The sequence below is a fragment of the Clavibacter michiganensis subsp. insidiosus genome (genome assembly GCF_002240565.1).
In the GTDB taxonomy this organism is placed as follows: domain Bacteria; phylum Actinomycetota; class Actinomycetes; order Actinomycetales; family Microbacteriaceae; genus Clavibacter; species Clavibacter insidiosus.
The window spans coordinates 1851155-1872209 of record NZ_MZMO01000001.1 but is presented as its reverse complement, the minus strand read 5'-3'; the positions used below and the strand labels follow the sequence as shown (position 1 = coordinate 1872209).

Sequence of the window (21055 nt, the reverse complement as noted above, 5' to 3'; positions counted from 1 at the left end):
GATCCACGTGACGCGCGCCGGACGCCGACACCACTGGAGAGACACTTCTTGCCGAACACCTCAGGGCAGACCCCGCGCGAGCCCGCGACCCCCGGTCGACCGCTGCGCATCCTCATCGGCGCGGACACCTTCCCGCCGGACGTGAACGGCGCCGCGCGGTTCGCCGAGCGCCTCGCCGGAGGCCTCGTCCGCCGCGGCCACGAGGTGCACATCGTCGCGCCGGCGGCCAGCCGCAAGCACGGCACGTGGACCGAGGTGCACGACGGCCAGGAGATGACCGCGCACCGCCTGCACAGCTACCGCTGGTACCCGCACGACTGGCTGCGCTTCGCCCAGCCGTGGTCCGTCAACCGGGACTGCGCCCGCATCCTCGACGCGGTGCAGCCCGACGTGGTGCACTTCCAGTCCCACATCCTCACGGGGCGCGGCCTCAGCATCGAGGCGGAGAAGCGCGGCATCCGCATCATTGGCACCAACCACTTCATGCCGGAGAACATGCTCCAGCACACCCTCCTGCCGGTCGCGTGGCAGGACAAGGCCATCTCCATGGCGTGGAAGGCGGCGCGCCGCACCTTCGGGCGCGCCGAGGCCGTCACGACGCCCACGCGTCGCGCTGCCCAGTTCCTCGAGCGCTACACGGGGCTCGAGGGCGTCATCGCCATCTCCTGCGGCATCGACGCGGCGAACTACACGCCCGACTTCACCCCGCGCACCCGCAACCGCATCGTGTTCGTCGGCCGGGTGACGGGGGAGAAGCAGATCGACGTCCTGCTCCGCGCCTTCGCCATCCTGCCCGCGTCGCTCGACGCGGAGCTCGAGATCGTCGGCGGGGGCGACCAGAAGACGGCGCTCGAGAAGCTCGCCGCCGACCTCGGCATCGCCGACCGCACCACCTTCACCGGGTACGTGTCCGACGAGGAGCTGCGCCGCGCCTACACGCGCGCGACCGTCCTCGCGATGCCGAGCATCGCCGAGCTGCAGTCCATCGTCACGATGGAGGCGATGGCCTCCGCCCTCCCCGTCGTGGCCGCCGACGCCATGGCCCTCCCGCACCTCGTGCACGACGGCGAGAACGGCTACCTCTTCCGCCCGGGCGACGTCGACGATCTCGCCGCGAAGCTGCAGCGGGTGCTCGAGCTGCCCGAGGATGGGCTCCAGCGCATGAAGCGCGAGAGCCTCGCCGTGGTCGCCTCGCACGACATCGAGCGCACGATCTCGACGTTCGAGAGCCTGTATCGTGGCGAGTCCGTGGCCGCGCCGGTCACGGACGAGGCACGCGGCGTGACGGACGGCTCAGGCGCCGCCTAGATCCGCCGCCTCGGGGCGGTAGCTCAGCTGGTCAGAGCAGCGGACTCATAATCCGTCGGTCATGGGTTCAAGTCCCATCCGCCCTACTCCCACGTCGCCTCTCCGCGCGCGCGATCGAGTGCCTCGCGGCACGCCCCCGATCGCACGCCCCCCTCGGACTGGGGTGCGCCGCCGCACAGGCACGGTGCCGCGCGGACCGCCACGGCGATGTCCGCTCTACTACCATGGGTACCGAAATCACCCCGGTCGCGGGGGTCCGGAGGGCGCCCGACGACCGCCACCGGCCACCCGCCGACGAGGCGCCAGCGCGCGCGTCGGGCCCGCCGCCACCCGCGAGGACACGATGACGAGCACGCGACCCACCCGCACGAGCCGATCGACGACGGTCGCGCCGGAGGGATCGAGCACCCGGTCGTTCCGCGGCGACATCCAGGGCCTGCGCGCCCTCGCCGTGATAGCGGTCATCCTCGACCACCTGCTCGCCTGGCCGTCCGGCGGCTTCCTCGGCGTCGACGTCTTCTTCGTGATCTCCGGCTTCATCATCACGTCGCTCCTGCTCCGCCAGCACGACAAGCTCGGCCGGATCTCGTTCGCCGACTTCTACCGCAAGCGCGTCAAGCGCATCCTGCCGGCCTCGACCGCCGTGCTCCTCGTCACGGTGCTCGCGAGCTGGATGGTCTTCCTCTCCGGCCGCGCGTCCGCCATCGCGTGGGACAGCGTCGCCGCGTTCTTCTTCGTCGCCAACTGGCGCTTCGCCGCGACCGACACCGACTACTGGGCCGCCGACAGCGCCGTCTCGCCCGTGCAGCACTACTGGTCGCTCGGCGTGGAGGAGCAGTTCTACGTCGTCTGGCCGATCCTCCTCACGCTCGGCCTCGCGCTCTCGCTGCGCTTCCGGGGGCCCGGCCGCTACCGGGGGATCCTCACGGCGATCCTCCTCGTCGTCACGGTCGGCTCGTTCGCCTGGGCGATGGCCGACACCGCGGGCAACGCCGCGGTCGCGTACTTCTCCACGCTCTCCCGCGCCTGGGAGCTCGGCGTCGGCGCGCTGCTCGCGGTCGCCGCGCCGCTGCTGCGCCGCATCCCGGACGCCGCCCGGCCGGTCATCGCGTGGGCCGGCCTCGCCGTCATCGGCTACGGCCTGTTCGCGCTGAGCAGCGCGTCGCCGATCCCGGCTCCCGGATCCGCGATCCCGGTCGTCGGCGCCGCGCTCGTCATCGCCGGCGGCACGGGCGGCGCGCAGCGCTTCCTCTGGCCGCTCACGAACCCCGTCTCGCGCTACCTCGGGGACATCTCGTACTCGCTCTACCTGTGGCACTTCCCGGTCATCGTGATCCTCGCGGCCGTCTCCGACACCGCCGGGCTCGGCTACCCGGTCATCGTGCTCGTGCTGACCCTCGGCCTCTCGGTGCTCTCGTACCACGGCCTCGAGGACCCGATCCGCCGCTCGCACTGGCTCGAGCCCGGTGCCGCCGCGCGCCGGAAGAAGAAGCGCGCGCGTCGCCATCCCGGCTTCGGGGCGTCCACGGGCACGAAGGTCGCCGCCCTCGGCACGGCCGCGCTGCTGACGGTCACGTTCATCAGCCTCGCCGTCGTGCGACAGCAGGAGATCCAGGAGGCGTCGCGCCTCGCGCCGGGCCCCGCCGCCTCCGGCGAGGAGGATCCGACGGACCCCGCCGTGCTCGCGGCCGGCGACCTCGGCGCGCTGCAGGTCCAGATCCGCGACGCCCTCGCCGCCACCAGCTGGCCCGCGCTCGACCCCGCGATCGACGGCTTGGAGAAGTCCGCCGTGCCCGTCGAGGACGGCCAGGGCTGCGGCCGCACCGACGTGGCGAACCCGCGCTCCTGCTCCTTCGGCGACAGCCGGAAGCCCACGATCATGGTCCTCGGCGACTCGACCGGCATCACGCTGCTGCCCACGGTGCGGGCGATGTTCGAGGCGACGCACCACATCCGCGGGCTCACCTTCGCCGGCTGCGCCGTCATGGACGTCCAGTGGGACTTCCCCGACGCGTCCACGAAGGGCGGCTGCCTGGACTTCCGGCAGCAGGCGATCGCCGCGATCCAGGAGGAGAAGCCGGAGATCCTGTTCGTCAGCAACAGCTACGGGCAGGTCCTCAAGCTCGCGTCCAAGGCGACGGGCGACGACGCCGTGGCCGAGTGGTCGGCCGGCGTGCAGAGCACCATCGGCCAGGTGCGCGCCAGCGTCGGGAAGGTCGTCCTCGTCTCCTCGCCTCCCACCGGCCAGCCGCTCGAGACCTGCGCCACGAAGGTCTCGTCGCCCGCCGACTGCCAGGCCTCGATCCCCGGCGCCTGGAAGGTGGGCGACCGCGCCCAGGAGGACGCGGCCACCGCGCTGGGAATCGCCTACGTCGACACCTCGTCCCTGTTCTGCTGGGAGGAGCGCTGCCCGTCCTTCGTCGGCAGCACGCCCACGAAGCGCGACAGCGTCCACACGACGCCTCAGTACGCGGCCGTGATCACCCCGGCGTTCCGGCAGATCCTGGACGAGGCGCTGGCGGGCGTGCCGGCCTGATCCGCGGGCACGCGAGGGCACCCGTCCGCTCGGGCGCACGACGACGGCCGCCGCGCGGATGCGCGGCGGCCGTCGTCGTGCGGGAGCGGCTACTCCCGGAGCGTCGTGATGTGCTCCCGGTACCACTCGACCGTGGAGCGCAGGCCCTCGTCGAGACCGATGGAGGAGGTCCACCCGGCGTCGGCGAGCTTGGACACGTCCAGCAGCTTCTGCGGCGTGCCGTCCGGCTTCGACGTGTCCCACTCCGTGCGGCCCTCGTAGCCGACGACGCGCGCGATGGTCTCCGCGATCTCGCGGATCGTCACGTCGCTGCCCGTGCCCACGTTGACCTGCTCGGGCCCGTCGTAGTGCTCGAGGAGGTGGAGGCACGCGGCGGCCATGTCGTCGACGTGCAGGAACTCGCGGCGCGGCGTGCCCGTGCCCCAGTTGGTCACCGACTCCGCGCCGGACGCGCGCGCCTCGTCGTACCGGCGGATGAGCGCGGGCAGCACGTGCGAGCCCTGCGGCGAGAAGTTGTCGCCCGGCCCGTAGAGGTTCGTGGGCATGGCCGAGATCCACGGCAGGCCGTACTGGCGGCGCACGGCCTGGATCTGCATGATGCCCGCGATCTTCGCGATCGCGTAGGCGTCGTTGGTGGGCTCGAGGTGCCCCGTGAGGAGGCTGTCCTCGGTGATGGGCTGCGGCGCGAGCTTCGGGTAGATGCACGAGGAGCCGAGGAACAGCAGCCGGTCGACGCCGTGCTCGAGCGCCGCGTCGAGCACGTTGACCTGGATGCGCAGGTTGTCGCTGAGGAAGTCGACCGGGTAGGTGCTGTTCGCGAGGATCCCGCCGACCTTCGCGGCCGCGAGCACCACGTGCACCGGCTTCTCCTCGGCGAAGAACGCGAAGACCGCGTCGCGGTCCTTCAGGTCGAGCTCGGCGGACGTGCGGCCGATGACGTCGGTGAAGCCCTCCGCCTCGAGCCGGCGCACGATCGCCGAGCCGACGAGCCCGCGGTGGCCGGCCACGTAGACGCGGGCTGAGCGGTCGAGCGGCGCGGGCGTGAAGGCGACGGCGTCGCGCTCGTCGGCGCCGGACGCGGGGGCCGCGCTCACGCGTCGACCGCGGTCGCGTCGGCCGTGCCCCAGCTCGCCAGCTTCACGGAGTCGATCCACGGACGCCCCTCGGCCTCGAGCGCGGCTATGTCAGCGTCGACCATGATCCGGGCGAGCATCGTGGTGTCGACCGTGGCCTTCCAGCCGAGCTTCTCCGCGGCCTTCGTGGCGTCGCCCACCAGGGCGTCGACCTCGGTGGGGCGGAGGTAGCGCGGGTCGAACCGCACGTGCTCGGACCAGTCGAGGCCCGCATGCGAGAACGCGGTCTCGAGGAAGTCGCGCACGGTGAAGTTGCCGCCGGTGGCGAGCACGAAGTCGTCGGGCTCGTCGGCCTGCAGCATCCGCCACATGCCCTCGACGTACTCGGCGGCGTAGCCCCAGTCGCGGATGCTGTCGAGGTTGCCGAGGTAGACGTGGTCCTGCTTGCCGGCCTTGATGGCGGCGACCGCGCGCGTGATCTTGCGCGTCACGAACGTCTCGCCGCGGCGGGGCGACTCGTGGTTGAAGAGGATCCCGTTGACGGCGAACATGTCGTACGCCTCGCGGTAGTTCTTCGTGATCCAGAAGCTGTAGAGCTTCGCGGCCCCGTACGGCGAGCGCGGGTAGAACGGCGTGGTCTCGCTCTGCGGCGGGGGAGTGGCCCCGTACAGCTCGCTCGAGGAGGCCTGGTAGAAGCGGGTCTCGATGCCCGAGAGGCGCACGGCCTCGAGCAGGCGGATGGTGCCGGTGCCCGTCGTGTCCGCGGTGTGCTCCGGCTCGTCGAACGAGACGCGCACGTGCGACTGTGCCGCGAGGTTGTAGACCTCGTCGGGCTGGATCTGCATCATCAGCGTCGTGAGGCGCGAGCCGTCGCTCAGGTCGCCGTAGTGGAGGAAGAGCTTCGCGCCGTCCTCGTGCGGGTCCTGGTACAGGTGGTCGATGCGGGACGTGTTGAACGTCGACGAGCGGCGGATGAGGCCGTGGACCTCGTAGCCCTTGGCGAGCAGCAGCTCCGCCAGGTACGAGCCGTCCTGCCCGGTGATGCCGGTGATGAAAGCCTTCTTGGCCATGGATCCCCCCAGATTCTCATGCGGTGCGACGCGACGGCGGCGGGGCGGTCGCCCGGCGCGGCCGTCCGTCCGGTCGAATCTAACGTGAGGGCGGCGGTGGACGGCAATCGGGGTACGACGCCGCGCTGTGCGTTAACGACATCGAAACCTCGAGGCACCAGAATGGGTCCATGGGGGATCTGAGCACGACCGATGCTGCGCGCACGCAGACGGCGGACCTGGGGGGCCTCACGGTCTGCCTGGTCGGCATCAACTACTGGCCGGAGACCACGGGCATCGCGCCGTACACGACCGCGATGGCCGAGGCGCTCACCGACGCGGGGGCGTCGGTGCACGTGGTCACCGGGATACCGCACTACCCGCAGTGGAAGCTGCAGGACGAGCGGTACGCCGAGGGCAGGCGCTGGGAGGAGATGCGCGACGGCGTCCGCATCACCCGGGTCCGCCACACCATCCCGGAGACGCCGGACCTCGCGGGCCGGGCGAGGCTCGAGGCGAGCTTCCTGCGTGGAGCGCTCCGCGAGGTGCGACGCGACACGAGCGAGATCGTCATCGCGGTCACGCCGTCGCTCGCCGGCCTCGCCGCGGGGGCGCTCGGCCGCGGCCGCCGTCCGTTCGGCGTCCTGGTGCAGGACCTCACGGGCAACGCCGCGGGCGAGTCCGGCACCACGGGCGGTCGCGCCTCCCGGCTCATCGCGTCGGGGGAGTACGCGCTCCTGCGTCGCGCCGACCGGATCGGCGTCATCACGCCCCGCTTCGGCGACCTGCTGGTCCAGCAGGGCCTGCCCGACGGATCCATCTCCGGGCTCCCGAACTTCACGCACATCACGCCGGTGGACGTCTCCACCGCGGCCGCCCGCACCCGGCTCGGCTGGACCCGCGACGCGTTCACCGTCGTCCACACCGGCAACATGGGCATGAAGCAGGGGCTGGAGTCGGTCGTCGAGGCCGCGCGCCTCTCCGATGCCCGCGACCTCGGCATCGAGTTCGTGCTCGTGGGCGACGGCAACCAGCGGGCCGCCCTCGAGGCGCAGGGCGCGGGGATCCGCTCGCTGCGCTTCGTCCCGCCGCTCGACGGCGACGACTACCCGTACGCGCTGGCCGCGGCTGATGCGCTCCTGCTCAACGAGAAGCCGGGCGTGCGCGAGATGAGCATGCCGTCGAAGCTCACGTCGTACACGAGCAGCAGGCGCCCGATCATCGCCGCGGTCGAGGACGGCGGCATCACCGAGAGCGTCGTGCGCGAGCACGGGGCCGCGGCCATCATCCCGCCGGGCGACCCGGAGCGGCTCCTCCAGGCGGCGCAGGACCTCCGCTGCGACAGCGACGGCGCCGCGGCCCTCACCACCGCCGCGCAGCGGATGTACCAGAGCCGCTACTCGCCCGTGAGCGCCCACGCCAGGTACGTGCGGTTCGCGCAGTCGCTGGCCACCATGGGCGCCGGGGTGCGCGCGTGACGGCGGCGCAGGACCCCTCGACCGACGTCCCGGTCATCGACCTCTCTCGGGCGCCCGGCGAGCACCAGGCCTGGGACCGCCCCAAGCGCACGGTCTACCTCTGGGCCGTGGTCGAGCTGCTCCTCGTCACGAACCCGTGGCAGATCAGCTCGTCGCTCCGGGTCCGGGCGCTCCGGGCCTTCGGTGCCGAGATCGGCGACGGGGTGGTCTTCCGGCCGCGCACGCGGGTGAAGTTCCCATGGAAGCTGCGCATCGGCGACCGCTCCTGGATCGGCGAGGGCGTCTGGTTCCACAACCAGGACCTCATCACCGTCGGCCATGACGTCGTGCTCTCCCAGGAGACGATGCTCACCACGGGCAGCCACGCGCACCGGCGCGACATGGCCCTCCTCACGCGCCCCATCGTCATCGAGCCGGGCGCGTGGATCACGTCGCGTTGCCTGGTCCTCGGCGGCGCGCACGTGGGCCGCTCGGCGCTCGCCCGGCCGATGACCGTGGTCGCGGGCGACGTGCCGGCTGGCGCGATCGTGTCGGGACCCGACTGCACCGTGGTCGGGTCGCGCTTCTCCGGACGCTGACGCGCGCGTCCTCCGGCCGCTCCGGCGCGCCCCGCGCACCGCGGCCATCCCTCTCCCGCCGGCGACCGCATCTGCCGTCGCCGCCCTGAACGAAGGCTCCATCATGAACGGACTCCTGCTCGATCCCTCCATCTCGTCCGCCAACATCGGCGACCAGATCATCCGCGAGAACGTCCTCCGGGCGCTCGACGGCGTCGTGCCGATCACCGGCAGCCTGCCCACGCAGACGCGCCTGACCCGCAGCCAGCGCCGGACCGCCGCCGACGCCGAGCTCGCCATCGTGGGCGGCACCAACCTCCTGTCCTCGAACATGCCCTGGTACCGGCAGTGGAAGCTCGACCCGATCGTTGCGCGCAGCCTCAAGCACAAGGTCGTCCTGCTCGGCGTCGGCTGGTGGCAGTACCAGGACGAGCCCAACCGCTACACCACGCACATGCTCTGGGAGGTCCTCTCGCCGGACCTCGTGCACTCGGTCCGCGACGAGTACACGAAGGTGCGCCTCGAGCGGATGGGCTTCCAGGTGGTGAACACCGCGTGCCCGACCATGTGGGGGCTCGACCGGCACAACGGCGTCGCGAGCGCGCGCCCCGCGCAGGCGATCCTGACGCTCACCGACTACAACCGCGACGTCGCCGAGGACGAGTGGCTCATCGCCCTCGCCGCCGAGCACTACGCGCGCGTCGTGATCTGGCCGCAGTCCATCCGCGACGCGGCCTACGCGCGCACGCTCACGGGCGACTTCACGATCGCGGAGCCCACGCTCGCCGCCTACGACGCGCTCCTCGCCGTCGGCGACTCCGACTACATCGGCACGCGCCTCCACGGCGGCGTCCGCGCGCTCGAGACGGGGGCGTGGGGCGTCATCGTCGCGGTCGACAACCGGGCGCTGGAGATCAGCCGCGACACCGGCCTCCCCGTGCACGCCCGCGGCGAGCGGGAGGCCATCCGCGCGACGGTCGAGCGCCGCGCGCCCCTCGACGTGCGGCTCCCGTACGACGAGATCCACGCCTGGAAGGCGCAGCTCCCGGTGGCCGGATGAGCGGCGTGCCCGCCGCGGATCCGGGTGCCGCCACCCCGCCCCTCCGCGTCCTCCACCTCAGCGTGCGCCTCGGCGAGGGGGGCGCGGCCGGCGTCGCGCGGACGCTGATGCACGAGCTGGGCGAGCTGGGCGTGGACGGCTCCTTCGCCTACGGCTACGGCCCCGGCGGCCGCGACTCCGGCGGCGCGGACGCCCGCGCGTCGCTGCGCGTCACGTCCCGGCCCCGCGCCGCCCTGAACATGGCGGCGCACCTCGTCGTCGGCACCGAGGTCGTCCGTCCGGCATCCGGCCGCCGCGAGGAGCTGCGCGCGGCCATCGCGGCCGCCGACGTGGTGCACCTGCACATCGTCCACAGCTACTGGCTGCCGCCCCGGTGGCTGTTCCGCGAGATCGCCGCCGCGCGCACGCCCGTGGTGTGGACCCTGCACGACCAGTGGATCATGACGGGCCGCTGCGCCCAGCCCGGCACGTGCCGGCTCTGGGAGGACGGCTGCCCGCGCTGCCCGGACCTCCAGGCGTACCCGCCCGCCCGCGTCGACAACGCCGCGCGCGTCTTCACCCGGCGGCGCGAGGACATCGCCGCCCTCCGCCTGGCCGTGCCCTCGGCCGTGGTGGCCTGCGCGCACTGGCTCGCGGCCGAGGCGGCCACGGCCGGCTTCGACGACGTGCGCACGATCACGAACTCCGTCGACCGCGCGTTCTGGTCGGAGGCGACCGCGGCACGGGTACCATCGGACGCACCGCGCTCGGGGGCGCTGTTCATCTGCCGCGACCTCCGGGATCCCGCGAAGGTCGACTGGGACGCGCTCCGTGCCATCGCCGCGGACACGACCGAAGGGCTCACCATCATGGGAGACGACGCACCCGAGGACGCCCCGGGCGCCGCGCGCCTGCCCGCCACCGGCGACCGCGTCGAGCTGGCGCGCGTGATGCGGCGCCACGACCGCCTCGTCTTCACCTCGCGGGTCGACTACTTCCCGCTCACCGTCTCCGAGGCGCTGACGGCCGGCATGCGGGTCTTCGCCGTCGACTCGCCGGCGATCCGCGAGTTCGGCGACCACCCCGACGTCACGGTCGTGGGCACGGGCCGGGAGCTCGCGGCAGCGCTCCTCGCGGACGAGCGCGCGGGCGGCCGCGCGGATCGCCAGACGCGCGACGTCCGGCGCTTCGATCCGCGGCGCATGGCCGACGAGTACCGCGCCGTGTACGAGGAGCTGGTGTCCGCATGACCCGCAGCTACCGGCGCGAGGCGTGGCTCATGGGCGTCGCCGTCATCGGCCAGCACTTCATGATCGTCCAGGCGGCCGGCTACCCCGTCACGCTCGGGCTGGTGGTGGGCGTGCCCCTGATCCTCCTGCTGTCGCGTGGCGGGTACGCCCGCCGCCTCGTCCTCGTGCTCTGCGCGGTCGTGGCGCTCACGGCGTCGGCGGCGCTCGTGACCGGCATGGAGGGCAGCGATCCGCTGTCGTTCCTCCGCACGCTCGCGCTGTTCATCCTCGCGGTCATCGTGATCGTGGCCGGATCCGCGGGCCTCGACCCCGGGTTCGTCAGCTCGAGGGCCTTCTCCACGGCCGTCTCGGCCATGCTCCTCATCGTCGTCGGCCTGTCGGTCCTGCAGGTGGCCGCGGGGACGCTCGGCAGCGAGGCGTTCTTCAACGTGTTCGGGCGCTTCCAGTACCTGTACGAGTACCAGCCCTACCTCCAGTTCAATCCCATCCCGCGGGCGCAGGGCTTCTTCCTCGAGCCGTCCTACGACGCCTTCGTCATCGGGACGCTCACGCTCATCTCGCTGCTCACGGGCCGCCACTTCCGCGGCACCATCGCGGTCGGCATCCTCGGCGTGCTCATGTCCCGCTCCGCGACCGGGCTCCTGCTGCTGCTCATCATCGGCGTCGTGGTCGCCCTCCGCTCCCGCCCGGGCGCGAGCATCGTCGTCCTCAGCGGCCTCGCGGTCGTGGGGGTGGCCAGCGGCACGTACCTGCAGACCCGGCTGGAGAGCTTCAGCACGTCCGGATCCAGCACGAACTACCGCCTCGTGGCGCCGCTGCAGGTCCTGGGGGACACGCTCCTGCACACGCCCATCGGCCACGCCCTCGGCTCGGTGTCGAACATCCTGCTGGGCTATGACCTCTACAACGGCGCGGAGCTCGGCACGTCGCTCGACAACGGCCTGTACGTGCTGGTGTTCTACTTCGGGTGGATCGGCCTGGTGCTCATCGCGGCCCTCGCCGTCCTGGCGATCCGCGCGATGCTGCGCAGCAGGCGCTCGACCTGGGGAGCCGTGGCGCCGCTGTGGCTCTTCGGGACCCTATTCTTCTCCGGTGGGATAATGCTGCCCGAGTACGCCGTCATGACCGCCCTCCTCATCGCGACGCTCGTCGCCTGCAACGAAAGCCTGGTCGCTCCCCATGCCGGTACCCCCACCGCTCGTGTCCGTCGTCGTAGTCACCTTCCGGGACCTGCCGGGGCTCGGCAGCACGCTCCGGTCGGTGCGCCAGCTCGTCCATGACGCGGGCGACGCGATCGAGGTCATCGTGGTCGACGGTGGCACGGGGGAGGGCCTCGACGAGGTCGTGACCGCCTCGGGCGTCCCGGTCGACCTCTCGAGCGGCCCCGACGACGGCATCTACGACGCGATGAACGAGGGCATCGCCCGCTCGACCGGCAGGTTCGTCTGGTTCCTCAACGGCGGCGACCGGTCCCACGTCGAGTCCTGGGAGCTGCTGTCCGGGATCCTGCGCGCGGCGGGCGACAACGAGCTGCTCCTCGGCGACTACCTGCTCGACACCGGCCGCGGCGAGATCCTCCGCACGGCCCGTCCTCCCATCTACATCCACCACGGGCTGCCCACGTCCCACCAGGCGATCCTGTATCCGGGATCCCGCATCCGCGGTGCCCGCTACGACCTCCGCTTCCGCGTCGTCGGCGACTACGAGCTCACGGCCCGGCTCCTGCGATCCGGCGTCCGGCCGGTCGTCGTGCACGTGCCGCTCGCGGTCTTCGCCGCCGGCGGCATGTCGCAGGTGCGCGCGAAGGAGATCGCCGTCGAGGCGGCCCGGGTGCAGGCGGAGACGCTCCGCACGCCCCTGCCCGTCCGCTGGGCGAGTCGGGCGCTGCACACGGCGAGCCGCATCCGCCGCACGGTGCAGACGTCGTGAGCGCCGTCGACGAGCGCGGCCGCTGGGCCGCCGACCGGGCGCGCTACGGCCGTGGCGCCTGGATCCTGCAGCCGTCGTTCTGGGCGGTGTCGGTCTACCGGTACGGGCGCTGGACCCGCACGTGCTCGCGGGCCGTGCGCCTGCCCGCCCACGTGCTGTACGTCGCGCTCTACAGCGTGGTACGGCTGGTGACGGGGATCGACATCCCGCGGTCGGCAGAGATCGGACCGGGCATCATGATCCACCACTTCGGCACGGTCATCGTCCACCCCCAGGCCCGCATCGGCGCGCGGTTCACCATGCGCCACGGGGTCACGATCGGCGCCAAGAAGGGCGACGACGTGCCGGTCATCGGCGACGACGTGCAGGTGGGCGCGTTCGCGCAGATCCTCGGCCCCATCCACGTGGGGGACGGCAGCACCATCGGCGCCATGACCCTGGTGCTCCGCGACGTCCCCGCCGGGGCCACCGTGGTCGGCGTCCCGGGACGCGTGCTGTGACCGCACCGCGCACCGCCACCCGGCCGGGCGCGCGATGAGCGCCGACGACCGCGCGGCCCGGGGAGCCCGGAGCCGCGACTCGTCGGTGTGGCCGCTCGCGGCGCAGGCGATCATCGCGGCGGTCGGCCTCGTCGCTGCCACCCTCGCCGCGCGACTGCTGGGTCCGTCCGACTACGGCGTGTACTTCCTCGCCCTCACCGTCACGGCGTGCGTCGCCGTCCTCTTCGACATCTGCGTGCCCCAGGCCGTGCTCACGCACACCCCCGGCTACCTCGAGTCGGCGCGCACCTGGCGCCGGCTGGCCGTCGTCGTCGCCGCCGGTGCTGCGGCGCTCACGGCCGCGGTCGCGCTCGTCGTCGGCACGTCGCTCGACGCCGACGTCATGTGGGTGATCCTCTGCGCGGCGCTGCCCGTCACGATGGCGTCGATGACGCCCCGGGCCTTCCTCATCGCGGCCCGGCAGCTCCGCTACGTCTCGCTCGTCGACCTCTCCAGCGTGCTGGTCGGCAACGTGATCGCGATCGGGGCGCTCCTCCTCACGGACAGCCTCTGGGCCGCCGCGAGCAGCCAGCTCGTCATCGCGGCCGTCCGCTGGCTGGCGTTCGAGGGCGCCTGGATCCGCCGGGGGAGGGCCGACCTGCCCGCCCGCGTCCCCGTCCGCCCGGCGGCACGCCAGCTCTACACGTCGATGCACGGCACGTACCAGAGCCAGCTCGCCGGCTTCGCCGCCCGCAACGGCGACAACCTGCTCGTCAGCATCCTGCTCGGCCCGGTCGCCCTCGCGCAGTACTCGCGCGCCTACTCATTCCTCATCGGGCCCCTCCAGCAGGCGCAGCAGGCGCTCAACCCGATGGCCATCCGCGACCTCGCGGTGGCGCGCCTGGCCGGGCGCGCCGACGACCAGCTCCGGCGCCTCGCCTCGGTCGTCATCGCCGTCGGCGTGCCGTTCGCGCTCGCGGTCTCCCTCAGCGGCCCGCACCTGGTGGAGGTACTCCTCGGCGACGAGTGGCGCACCGCGGGAACGCTCATGCCGCTGTCCTGGGGGCTGGCGGCATCGATGATCGTCGCGATCCCCGCCCGGTGGGCCCTCGTCGCCGGGCACCACTCGCGCGCCCTGACGGTGGACGCCGTCCTCAACTACACCGTGCTGGCGGGCGTGGTCGTCGGCGCGCTGACCGGGGGCCTCGCGGGCGTGCTCGTGATCAACTCCTTCATCGTCTCGCCGGCCATCACCATCACCGCCTGGTGCATGCTCGGCGCGGTGCCCCGGCGGCTGTTCCTCCGGCGCCTGCTGCCCATGGCGGTCGCGCTGGGCGGACTCACGGCGCTCCTCTGCATCGTCGTCGGCGAGTTCGTGGGGTCGAACCTCATGGAGACGATCCTCGACCTCGGCATCGGCGCGCTCATCGCGGTGCTCGCGTTCGCCGCGATCATGCGACGACGGCGGCGCGCGGCCTGATCGCCGCGGCTGCGCTCAGTACGCCCCCTCGCGCGCCAGCACGGCCTTCGCCGTCTTCCACAGGATGACGAGGTCGCCCACGATCGACCAGTTCTCCACGTAGTAGAGGTCGAGCCGCACGCTGTCCTCCCATGAGAGGTTCGACCGCCCGCTCACCTGCCAGAGCCCCGTGATGCCCGGCTTCACGAGGAAGCGCCGGTGCACCTTCGTCTCGTACGCCTCGACCTCGCGCGCGAGCGGCGGACGCGGGCCGACGAGCGACATGCTGCCGTTGAGGACGTTCACGAGCTGCATCAGCTCGTCGAGGCTGTAGCGGCGGAGGAACCGGCCGATGGGGGTGACCCGGGGGTCGTCCTTCATCTTGAAGAGCACGGAGTTGCCGGCATCCCGGGTCTTCTCCTCGAGCTCCCGCAGCCGCGCCTCCGCGTCCGTCACCATCGTGCGGAACTTCAGCATCTGGAACGGGCGCCCGTTGATGCCCACGCGCTCCTGGCGGAAGAGCACCGGACCCGGGGTGCTCAGCCGGATGGTCATCGCGATGGCGACGAACAGGGGCGAGGCGAGGACGAGGATGAGAGTGCTCGCGACGATGTCGAACGCCCGCTTCGCGAAGAGCTTCGTGCCCTCGTAGCGCGGGGTCTCCACGTGGATGAGGGGCAGGCCCGCGACGGGGCGGGTGTGGATCCGCGGCCCGCCGATGTCCGTGAGGCTGGGCGCCACCACCAGGTGCTGGCGTCCGGGCTCCAGCGACCAGCTGAGCTCGCGGATCCGCTCGGGCGACAGCTCGTCGTTGCTGGCGATGACGATGGTGTCCGCATCGACCGCGCGCATGGCGGCCTGCAGGTCGTCGAGCTTGCCGAGCACGGGGATGCCGGTGCCGGGCAGCGTCGCCGCGATCACGCCGGACGGGACGCACGCCCCGACCACGTGGTAGCCGGCGTAGGGCTGGCGCGCGAGCTCGCGGGCCAGGAACCCCGTCGACGCCTCGGAACCGATCAACAGGACGCGGGACGAGTAGCGGCCCTTGGCGCGCTGCACGTTGAGCCACTGCCGCCACATCCAGCGGCTGAGCACGAGGGTCACGAGCCCCAGCGGCAGCGCGATGATGATGTAGCCGCGGGCGAAGTCGATGCGGCCGAGGAACGCCACGATGGCGACCAGCCCGAACAGCCGCACGGTGGCGTCGAGGATCAGCCGGTACTCCTGCGGTCCGGTGCCCAGCACGCGGTAGCCGCGGGTGCCGTACAGGCCGAGCGCCACCATCCAGCTCGCGATGATGACGACGGAGATGAGCGAGTAGCTGACGGCCACCCCCTCGTAGTCCCCGTTGAAGGCGACGTCCGACGTCTCGAAGCCGAACCACGCGATCTGCACGCCGAAGACGACCCAGATCAGGACGAGGAGGTCGGTGACGGCGAGCCCGACGGCGTAGGTGCGTCGCCAGTCGTGCGCCCGCGGGCCGTCCGCCTCGGTGAGCGGCCCGGCGTCGGCGCGCACGCCCGTGGCCGACCTGTCGGTCATGCGTCGACGGGCGCCGGCCTCCCGTGCTCCCGTGTCCTGCGTGGTCTTCTGTTCGATCATCGTCCCCCCAAGCCGATGCTGCGTCCCCCTGAGACGCCGTCGGCTCTTGGGATCGAGACTACAGGCGTTGCCCTCGATGCTCGGCGGCGCGTGCCCGATGGGTCCCCTCGGGGGCCTCGGGGGACAGGAGGGGTCCGCGCGGATCAGATCCGGGTCCACGCGCCCCCGTCGCGACGCGTGATGCTCGCTCGGGGGATCTCGACGAGCTCGCCGGCGCGAGCCCGGACGGCGCCCGCGATGCGCTCGGCCGCCGCGTCGTCGTCCGCGGTGAAGCGCACCGTGAGCCGGGGCTCGCCGCGCACCACCTGGATGTCGTTGGCCTCGAGGGTGGCGATGCGGGCGGCCTCGTCGGCGGCGGCGGGGAGGACGGCGGCGGGGTCGGCGCCCGGTCGCAGCGCGCCGACGGTCATGGTGATGCGGTAGGAGGGCACGTTCCATGGTCCCGCACGCCGGCCTGCGCGTTAACTGGAGAACGGCCCCGACCACATGGTCGGAGCCGTTCTCGGAAGCTCAGCGTGCTGCGCTCACCAGAGGCGAGCGGGTGGCATTAGAGCGGGCGGATGTTCTCAGCCTGGGGACCCTTGGCGCCCTGTGCGACCTCGAACTCGACCTTCTGGTTCTCGTCGAGCGACTTGTAGCCGCCCTTCGCGATCGCGGTGTAGTGAGCAAACACATCCGCGGTTCCGTTGTCGGGAGCGATGAAGCCGAAGCCCTTTTCAGCGTTGAACCACTTGACGGTGCCTGTTGCCATGACGAAATTTCCTTCAAAAGAGATGCCTCGATCCCGGGACCCGGGACCGCGGGTCGTCCGCCCCTCGTGACCCCTCCGGCGGACCGGGCGGATCGTGAGGACCTGACGACTTGTCACCAACCTTAGCGGGTGAAACCGCGCGAGCGGGGGATGCGCGCACATTCCCGTGCGGTGTTTCCCTGCATGACGCCGTGTGGGGGAGCGCATGACGCATCACGGGGAAGCGGTAGGGAGTCGGGGCGGAGGCCGGACGTCGGACGCGCGCGGGATGATGAGGGCATGCACATCCTGGTCGCGCGGACACCCTCCGGCGTCCGGCTCGTCGACCTCGACGCGACCGGCACCGTCACGGCCACGCGCGACGTCCCGTCCTCCGAGTGGCCCGCGGTCGCCGCCGCACGCGAGCGGGCCGACCCCGCGCCGCGCTGGGTCTGGGACGACACCGCCGTGTGGGCGCGCACCCTCGTCGCCGCGGGCGTCCGCGTCGCCCGCTGCCACGACCTCCGCCTCTGCCACGCGATCCTGCGGCTGTCCACGCAGACCGCCGACAGCCCGCTCGCCCGGATGCCCGCCGGGTCCTGGGACCGGGCCGCCCCGTCGGAGCGGGAGCCCTCGGCGTCCGCGACGCTCTTCGACGACCTCGACGCACCCGAGGGCGGCTCGCCGGACGAGCTGGTCGCCGAGCTCCGCCTCCAGCTCGAGGCGGTCGCGGGCAGCGCCGACCCCGGCCGTCTGCGCCTCCTCCTCGCCGCGGAGTCGGCGGGCGCCCTCGTCGCCGCCGAGATGTCCGCCGACGGGCTGCCGTGGGACACGGCGGTCCACGACGCGCTCCTGGTCGACCTGCTGGGCGGTCGGCCGGCGCACGGCGGCGCGCCTCCCGCGCTCCTGCGGCTCGCCGCGCGCATCCGGGAGATCCTCGCCGCCCCCGACCTCAACGTCGACAGCCCGCTCGACGTGCTCCGGGCGCTCCGCCGCGTCGGCATCGACGCGACGAGCACCCGGCAGTGGGAGCTGCAGGAGATCGACCACCCCGTCATCGCGCCGCTGCTGGAGCACAAGAGGCTGTCCCGCCTCCTCACCGCCAACGGGTGGACGTGGATGGAGACGTGGATCCGCGACGGCCGCTTCCACCCCGAGTACGTCCCCGGCGGCGTGGTCACCGGGCGCTGGGCCGCCAGCGGAGGGGGTGCGCTGCAGCTGCCCCGCCAGATTCGCTCGGCCGTCCGCGCCGATCCCGGCTGGCGGCTCGTCGTCGCCGACGCCGCGCAGCTCGAGCCCCGGGTTCTCGCAGCGCTGGCCGAGGACCGCGCCATGGCCCACGCGGGCCGCGGCACCGACCTCTACCAGGGCCTCGTCGACGCCGGCGTCGTCGACACCCGCGCCCACGCCAAGGTCGCGATGCTCGGCGCCATGTACGGGGCGACCTCCGGCGAGAGCGGGCGCCTGATGCCGCGGCTCGTCCGGGCGTACCCTCGGGCCACCGGCTACGTGGAGCGCGCGGCGCGGGCGGGGGAGAGCGGGGGGATCGTGAGCACGCGGCTCGGGCGGTCGTCCCCACCGCCCGGCGACGCGTGGGTCGACGTGCAGCAGATCGGCCGCGCGGGCGAGGCCTCTCCCGCGGACGCCGCCCGCGCCCGCACGTCCGCGCGCGACCAGGGCCGGTTCACCCGCAACTTCGTCGTCCAGGGCAGCGCCGCCGAGTGGGCGCTCTGCTGGCTCGCGGGACTCCGGCGCCGCCTCGCCGCGATGGAGCGGCCCGGATCCCGCCCGCACCTCGTCTTCTTCCTGCACGACGAGGTCATGGTGCACGCGCCGGACGACCGCGTCGACGAGGTCAGCCGGGCCGTGGCCGAGGCCGCCGCCGAGGCCGGACGCCTGCTGTTCGGCGACGCGCCCGTCGACTTCCCCGTCACGATCGCGGTCGTCGACGACTACGCGCAGGCCAAGTGACCAGGGCCCGGACATGACGACGCCCGGCCCCTCGGGGGACCGGGCGCCGCGGGTTCGCGGGAGGATCAGCCGCCGGAGGCGACGTCGCCCTTGTGGTCGTCGCCCTCGTCCGTGTTGCTGCCGGAGCCGTCGGGGGTCGACCCGTCCGAGCCGCTCTCCGTGGTGACCGAGGAGGAGGTCTCGACGTGCTCCTCGGTGTGCGTCGTCGTGCCATCGTCGTCGGTCGAGGTGCTCTCGTGATCTGTGCTCATGCCCCGACCGTACGCTCGCGCTGCTCCACGGGGAACCCCGCCGGCCGCACGCGCGCCCGACTTGGCCGGGGCCCCGCGGGCGGCGAGGATGGGACCATGACCGATCCCGCCCCCGCCGCTCCCGCTCCCACCGACCCGGCGGAGGTGCTCGCCGTCTACCGCTCGCGTCGCGAGCGGATGGTGGTCCTGCCGCAGGGCAACCTGGCCCTCGTCAACACGCAGTGGATCTCCCACGACGCCGCTCCGCAGCCCGTCTACGGCATCCCGGGAACCTGGTCGCCCCTCGAGCCCGGCGCGTCCGGCCTCCGGGTGCAGGCGACGGCGGCGGACGGCCTCCGGGTCGACGGCGTCCTCGTCGACGGCGAGGCGATCGTGCGGGGCCGCGACGACCCGCAGCCCTCGTCCGTCGTCGCCAGCGACACGGTCTCGGCGTTCGTCATCGCGAGCGAGGAGGGCGCCTACGCGCTCCGCGTCTGGGACGCGCGGTCCGACGCCATCCGCGACTTCGGCGGCATCGACGCCTTCCCGTACTCCGAGGAGTGGGTGGTGAAGGCGGACTTCACGCCGATCGAGGGCGGACGCGCGATGGGCTTCGAGCACCTCAAGGACGACGGCGCCACGAAGGACAAGATCGTGCCCGGCGAGATCACGTTCACCAAGGACGGGGTCGACTACTCGCTCGCCGCCTTCCGCGAGGGACGCGCGCTCCTCCTGGTGTTCTCCGACGCCACGAGCGGCGAGTCCACGTACGGCGTCGGACGCTTCCTCATGGTCGCGCCGTCGCCCGACTGCACGATCACGCTGGACTTCAACCGCGCCTACCTGCCCCCGTGCGCCTTCAGCTACAACTTCAACTGCCCGATGCCGCCGAAGCAGAACCGCTTCCCCGTGCCCATCGAGGCGGGGGAGAAGAACGTGCTCGCCAAGGACGGCGGGCTGCTGCACTAGGTCAGTCGGCGGATCCGGCCGGGGCGCGCGCCGGACGCCCCCGGCGGGGAGCCGCGGCGAGTCCCGCGGGTCGCGTGCCTGTCGCGTGCGCCTCGCCGATCCGGCGCTCCGCCGCGTCGAGCCACGTCAGCCGCGCATGCACCTGCGCCTCCTGGGCCTCCACGGACAGCAGGCGCGCGAACGCGGGCTCCCCGGCCTCCGCCTCGAGCCGCTCGCGGCTCCGGGCGAGCGCGTCCGCCTCGGCGAGCGAGCGCTCGCGCTGGATGCGCACGACCTCGCGCGCGTCCCCATCGGGGAGCGACAGCGCCAGCGTGACCTTCACCACCAGCTCGTCGCGCGCGCCGACGACGCCCACGCTCGCCGCGAGCCACGCCCGGACCTCCGCCGTCCCGGCCGCGGTGATCGTGTAGGGCACGTGCCCCGCGTCGTCCATGGCGCCCTTCACGACGAGTCCGTCGCGCTCGAGCCGGTCGAGCGTGTTGTAGATCTGGCCGACGTTGAGCGGCGCCGCGGCCCCCGTCCGTCGGGAGAACTCGGTCCGGAGCTGGTAGCCGTAGCAGGTGCCCTCGGTGAGGACCGCGAGGAGCGCGTGCCGCACCGACATGCCCGCCTCGTCTCCCGGCCACGCCGGGCCGACACCTGGAGCATAGGCATTCCCGGCATGCATCCCGGTCGGACCCGCCGCATCCGCGGGAGCGCGCGCGAGGACCCGCTGCGGCGCGTCGCGACCAGCATGTTGCCGCCGCACAGGATCACCCGCCATGATGGGACCCGTCGGCGTTCGCGTCGGCCGCACCGGCAGGTGTGGAGCTCGTCCATCGCACGCAGATCGTTGGGGAAGACGCATCTGATCGGATGGAGGAGACCCATGGAAGCACCCGTCGCCAACTCAAGACCGGCTCGAGGAGTGCTCTACGTGCACTCCTCACCTCGCGCGCTCTGCCCCCATGTCGAATGGGCCGCCGGTCGCGCGCTCGGTCACGCCGTGAACTTCACGTGGGACCCGCAGCCCGTGCTGAAGGGCGCCATGCGCGCGGAGTACTACTGGGAGGGCCCGGAGGGATCCGGCGCCGCCATCGCCAGCGGCCTCCGCGGCTGGGAGCACCTCCGCTACGAGGTGACCGAGGACGCCGGTCCGGGCCGCGACGGCGGTCGGTGGATGCACACGCCCGACCTCGGCGTCTTCTTCGCGCAGACCGACACCGCCGGCAACACGGTCATCCCCGAGGACCGCATCCGCTACGCCCTCGACGTCGCGGGATCCAACACGCTGGAGCTCCACCGCGAGCTGCGCCTCGCCATGGGCCAGGCCTGGGACGACGAGCTGGAGGCGTTCCGCCACGCGAGCGACTTCAGCCCGGTCGTCTGGCTGCACAAGGTCGGCTGACCCGACAGG

General features: G+C 72.7%; 20 protein-coding genes and 1 tRNA gene. 14 read left to right on the top strand and 7 right to left on the bottom strand.

The window, feature by feature from the left end:
- Nucleotides 1-48 precede the first annotated feature (48 nt).
- The 3 genes from B5P21_RS09115 to B5P21_RS09105 all read left to right on the top strand — a co-directional run bounded on the left by B5P21_RS09115 (nucleotide 49) and on the right by B5P21_RS09105 (nucleotide 3844).
- Nucleotides 49-1308, top strand: a complete 1260-nt coding sequence (locus B5P21_RS09115; protein ID WP_045527903.1) for a glycosyltransferase — start codon at nucleotides 49-51, stop codon at nucleotides 1306-1308.
- 12 nt (nucleotides 1309-1320) lie between these two features.
- Nucleotides 1321-1394, top strand: a tRNA-Ile gene (locus B5P21_RS09110).
- A 257-nt stretch (nucleotides 1395-1651) separates the two neighbouring features.
- Nucleotides 1652-3844 (top strand): acyltransferase family protein, encoded by a 2193-nt coding sequence (locus tag B5P21_RS09105; protein ID WP_045527904.1) that lies wholly within the window; start codon nucleotides 1652-1654, stop codon nucleotides 3842-3844.
- Between the two features lie 89 nt (nucleotides 3845-3933).
- On the opposite strand, the gene B5P21_RS09100 is transcribed toward B5P21_RS09105, so the two are convergent.
- Both B5P21_RS09100 and gmd read right to left on the bottom strand, forming a co-directional pair.
- Nucleotides 3934-4938, bottom strand: a complete 1005-nt coding sequence (locus B5P21_RS09100; protein ID WP_045527905.1) for a GDP-L-fucose synthase family protein — start codon at nucleotides 4936-4938, stop codon at nucleotides 3934-3936.
- A complete protein-coding gene (gmd, locus tag B5P21_RS09095) occupies nucleotides 4935-5987 on the bottom strand; it encodes a GDP-mannose 4,6-dehydratase (protein ID WP_045527906.1) in 1053 nt (350 codons plus the stop codon). Before gmd ends, B5P21_RS09100 begins: the two co-directional genes overlap by 4 nt.
- A 170-nt stretch (nucleotides 5988-6157) precedes the next feature.
- Between gmd and B5P21_RS09090 the strand changes: the two genes are divergently transcribed.
- The 8 genes from B5P21_RS09090 (at nucleotide 6158) to B5P21_RS09055 (ending at nucleotide 14178) form a co-directional block, all read left to right on the top strand.
- On the top strand, nucleotides 6158-7444 hold the full coding sequence (locus B5P21_RS09090; protein ID WP_045527908.1) for a glycosyltransferase family 4 protein: 1287 nt from the start codon (nucleotides 6158-6160) through the stop codon (nucleotides 7442-7444).
- Nucleotides 7441-8022 carry an LbetaH domain-containing protein gene (locus B5P21_RS09085; protein WP_045527910.1) on the top strand — a complete coding sequence of 194 codons (582 nt, stop codon included), beginning with the start codon at nucleotides 7441-7443 and terminating at the stop codon, nucleotides 8020-8022. Before B5P21_RS09090 ends, B5P21_RS09085 begins: the two co-directional genes overlap by 4 nt.
- 103 nt (nucleotides 8023-8125) lie before the next feature.
- On the top strand, nucleotides 8126-9061 hold the full coding sequence (locus B5P21_RS09080) for a polysaccharide pyruvyl transferase family protein (RefSeq protein WP_094171050.1): 936 nt from the start codon (nucleotides 8126-8128) through the stop codon (nucleotides 9059-9061).
- Nucleotides 9058-10290 (top strand): glycosyltransferase, encoded by a 1233-nt coding sequence (locus B5P21_RS09075; protein ID WP_045527912.1) that lies wholly within the window; start codon nucleotides 9058-9060, stop codon nucleotides 10288-10290. The genes B5P21_RS09080 and B5P21_RS09075 overlap by 4 nt, the downstream gene beginning before the upstream one ends.
- Nucleotides 10287-11570 (top strand): putative colanic acid polymerase WcaD, encoded by a 1284-nt coding sequence (locus B5P21_RS09070; protein ID WP_045527913.1) that lies wholly within the window; start codon nucleotides 10287-10289, stop codon nucleotides 11568-11570. The genes B5P21_RS09075 and B5P21_RS09070 overlap by 4 nt, the downstream gene beginning before the upstream one ends.
- Complete coding sequence (locus B5P21_RS09065) at nucleotides 11491-12219, top strand: glycosyltransferase (RefSeq protein ID WP_236688841.1); 729 nt, start codon at nucleotides 11491-11493, stop codon at nucleotides 12217-12219. Before B5P21_RS09070 ends, B5P21_RS09065 begins: the two co-directional genes overlap by 80 nt.
- Complete coding sequence (locus B5P21_RS09060) at nucleotides 12216-12719, top strand: serine O-acetyltransferase (protein ID WP_045527914.1); 504 nt, start codon at nucleotides 12216-12218, stop codon at nucleotides 12717-12719. Before B5P21_RS09065 ends, B5P21_RS09060 begins: the two co-directional genes overlap by 4 nt.
- Before the next feature lie 34 nt (nucleotides 12720-12753).
- A complete protein-coding gene (locus tag B5P21_RS09055) occupies nucleotides 12754-14178 on the top strand; it encodes an oligosaccharide flippase family protein (RefSeq protein ID WP_094171049.1) in 1425 nt (474 codons plus the stop codon).
- A 15-nt stretch (nucleotides 14179-14193) separates the two neighbouring features.
- Here B5P21_RS09055 and B5P21_RS09050 read toward each other — a convergent pair whose 3' ends face one another.
- The 3 genes from B5P21_RS09050 to B5P21_RS09040 all read right to left on the bottom strand — a co-directional run bounded on the left by B5P21_RS09050 (nucleotide 14194) and on the right by B5P21_RS09040 (nucleotide 16510).
- The gene (locus B5P21_RS09050) at nucleotides 14194-15759 is read right to left on the bottom strand and encodes a sugar transferase (protein ID WP_094171048.1); all 1566 of its coding nucleotides are present in this window, start codon (nucleotides 15757-15759) and stop codon (nucleotides 14194-14196) included.
- Between the two features lie 143 nt (nucleotides 15760-15902).
- Nucleotides 15903-16190 (bottom strand): hypothetical protein, encoded by a 288-nt coding sequence (locus B5P21_RS09045; protein ID WP_045527918.1) that lies wholly within the window; start codon nucleotides 16188-16190, stop codon nucleotides 15903-15905.
- Nucleotides 16191-16306: 116 nt separating this feature from the next.
- A complete protein-coding gene (locus B5P21_RS09040; protein ID WP_094171047.1) occupies nucleotides 16307-16510 on the bottom strand; it encodes a cold-shock protein in 204 nt (67 codons plus the stop codon).
- Between the two features lie 279 nt (nucleotides 16511-16789).
- Between B5P21_RS09040 and B5P21_RS09035 the strand changes: the two genes are divergently transcribed.
- Entirely contained in the window at nucleotides 16790-18460 is a 1671-nt protein-coding gene (locus B5P21_RS09035; protein WP_045530315.1) for a bifunctional 3'-5' exonuclease/DNA polymerase, read from the top strand.
- Between the two features lie 65 nt (nucleotides 18461-18525).
- Here the strand turns inward: B5P21_RS09035 and B5P21_RS16845 are convergent, their stop codons facing one another.
- Nucleotides 18526-18711 carry a hypothetical protein gene (locus B5P21_RS16845; protein WP_165770612.1) on the bottom strand — a complete coding sequence of 62 codons (186 nt, stop codon included), beginning with the start codon at nucleotides 18709-18711 and terminating at the stop codon, nucleotides 18526-18528.
- A gap of 96 nt (nucleotides 18712-18807) precedes the next feature.
- Between B5P21_RS16845 and B5P21_RS09030 the strand changes: the two genes are divergently transcribed.
- Nucleotides 18808-19659 carry a DUF1684 domain-containing protein gene (locus B5P21_RS09030; protein ID WP_094171046.1) on the top strand — a complete coding sequence of 284 codons (852 nt, stop codon included), beginning with the start codon at nucleotides 18808-18810 and terminating at the stop codon, nucleotides 19657-19659.
- Nucleotide 19660: 1 nt separating this feature from the next.
- Here the strand turns inward: B5P21_RS09030 and B5P21_RS09025 are convergent, their stop codons facing one another.
- Nucleotides 19661-20263 (bottom strand): PadR family transcriptional regulator, encoded by a 603-nt coding sequence (locus B5P21_RS09025; protein ID WP_045527923.1) that lies wholly within the window; start codon nucleotides 20261-20263, stop codon nucleotides 19661-19663.
- 264 nt (nucleotides 20264-20527) lie between these two features.
- Here B5P21_RS09025 and B5P21_RS09020 point away from each other — a divergent pair, with 264 nt between their 5' ends.
- A complete protein-coding gene (locus B5P21_RS09020) occupies nucleotides 20528-21046 on the top strand; it encodes a DUF3145 domain-containing protein (RefSeq protein WP_012038303.1) in 519 nt (172 codons plus the stop codon).
- The last annotated feature ends 9 nt before the right edge of the window (nucleotides 21047-21055 follow it).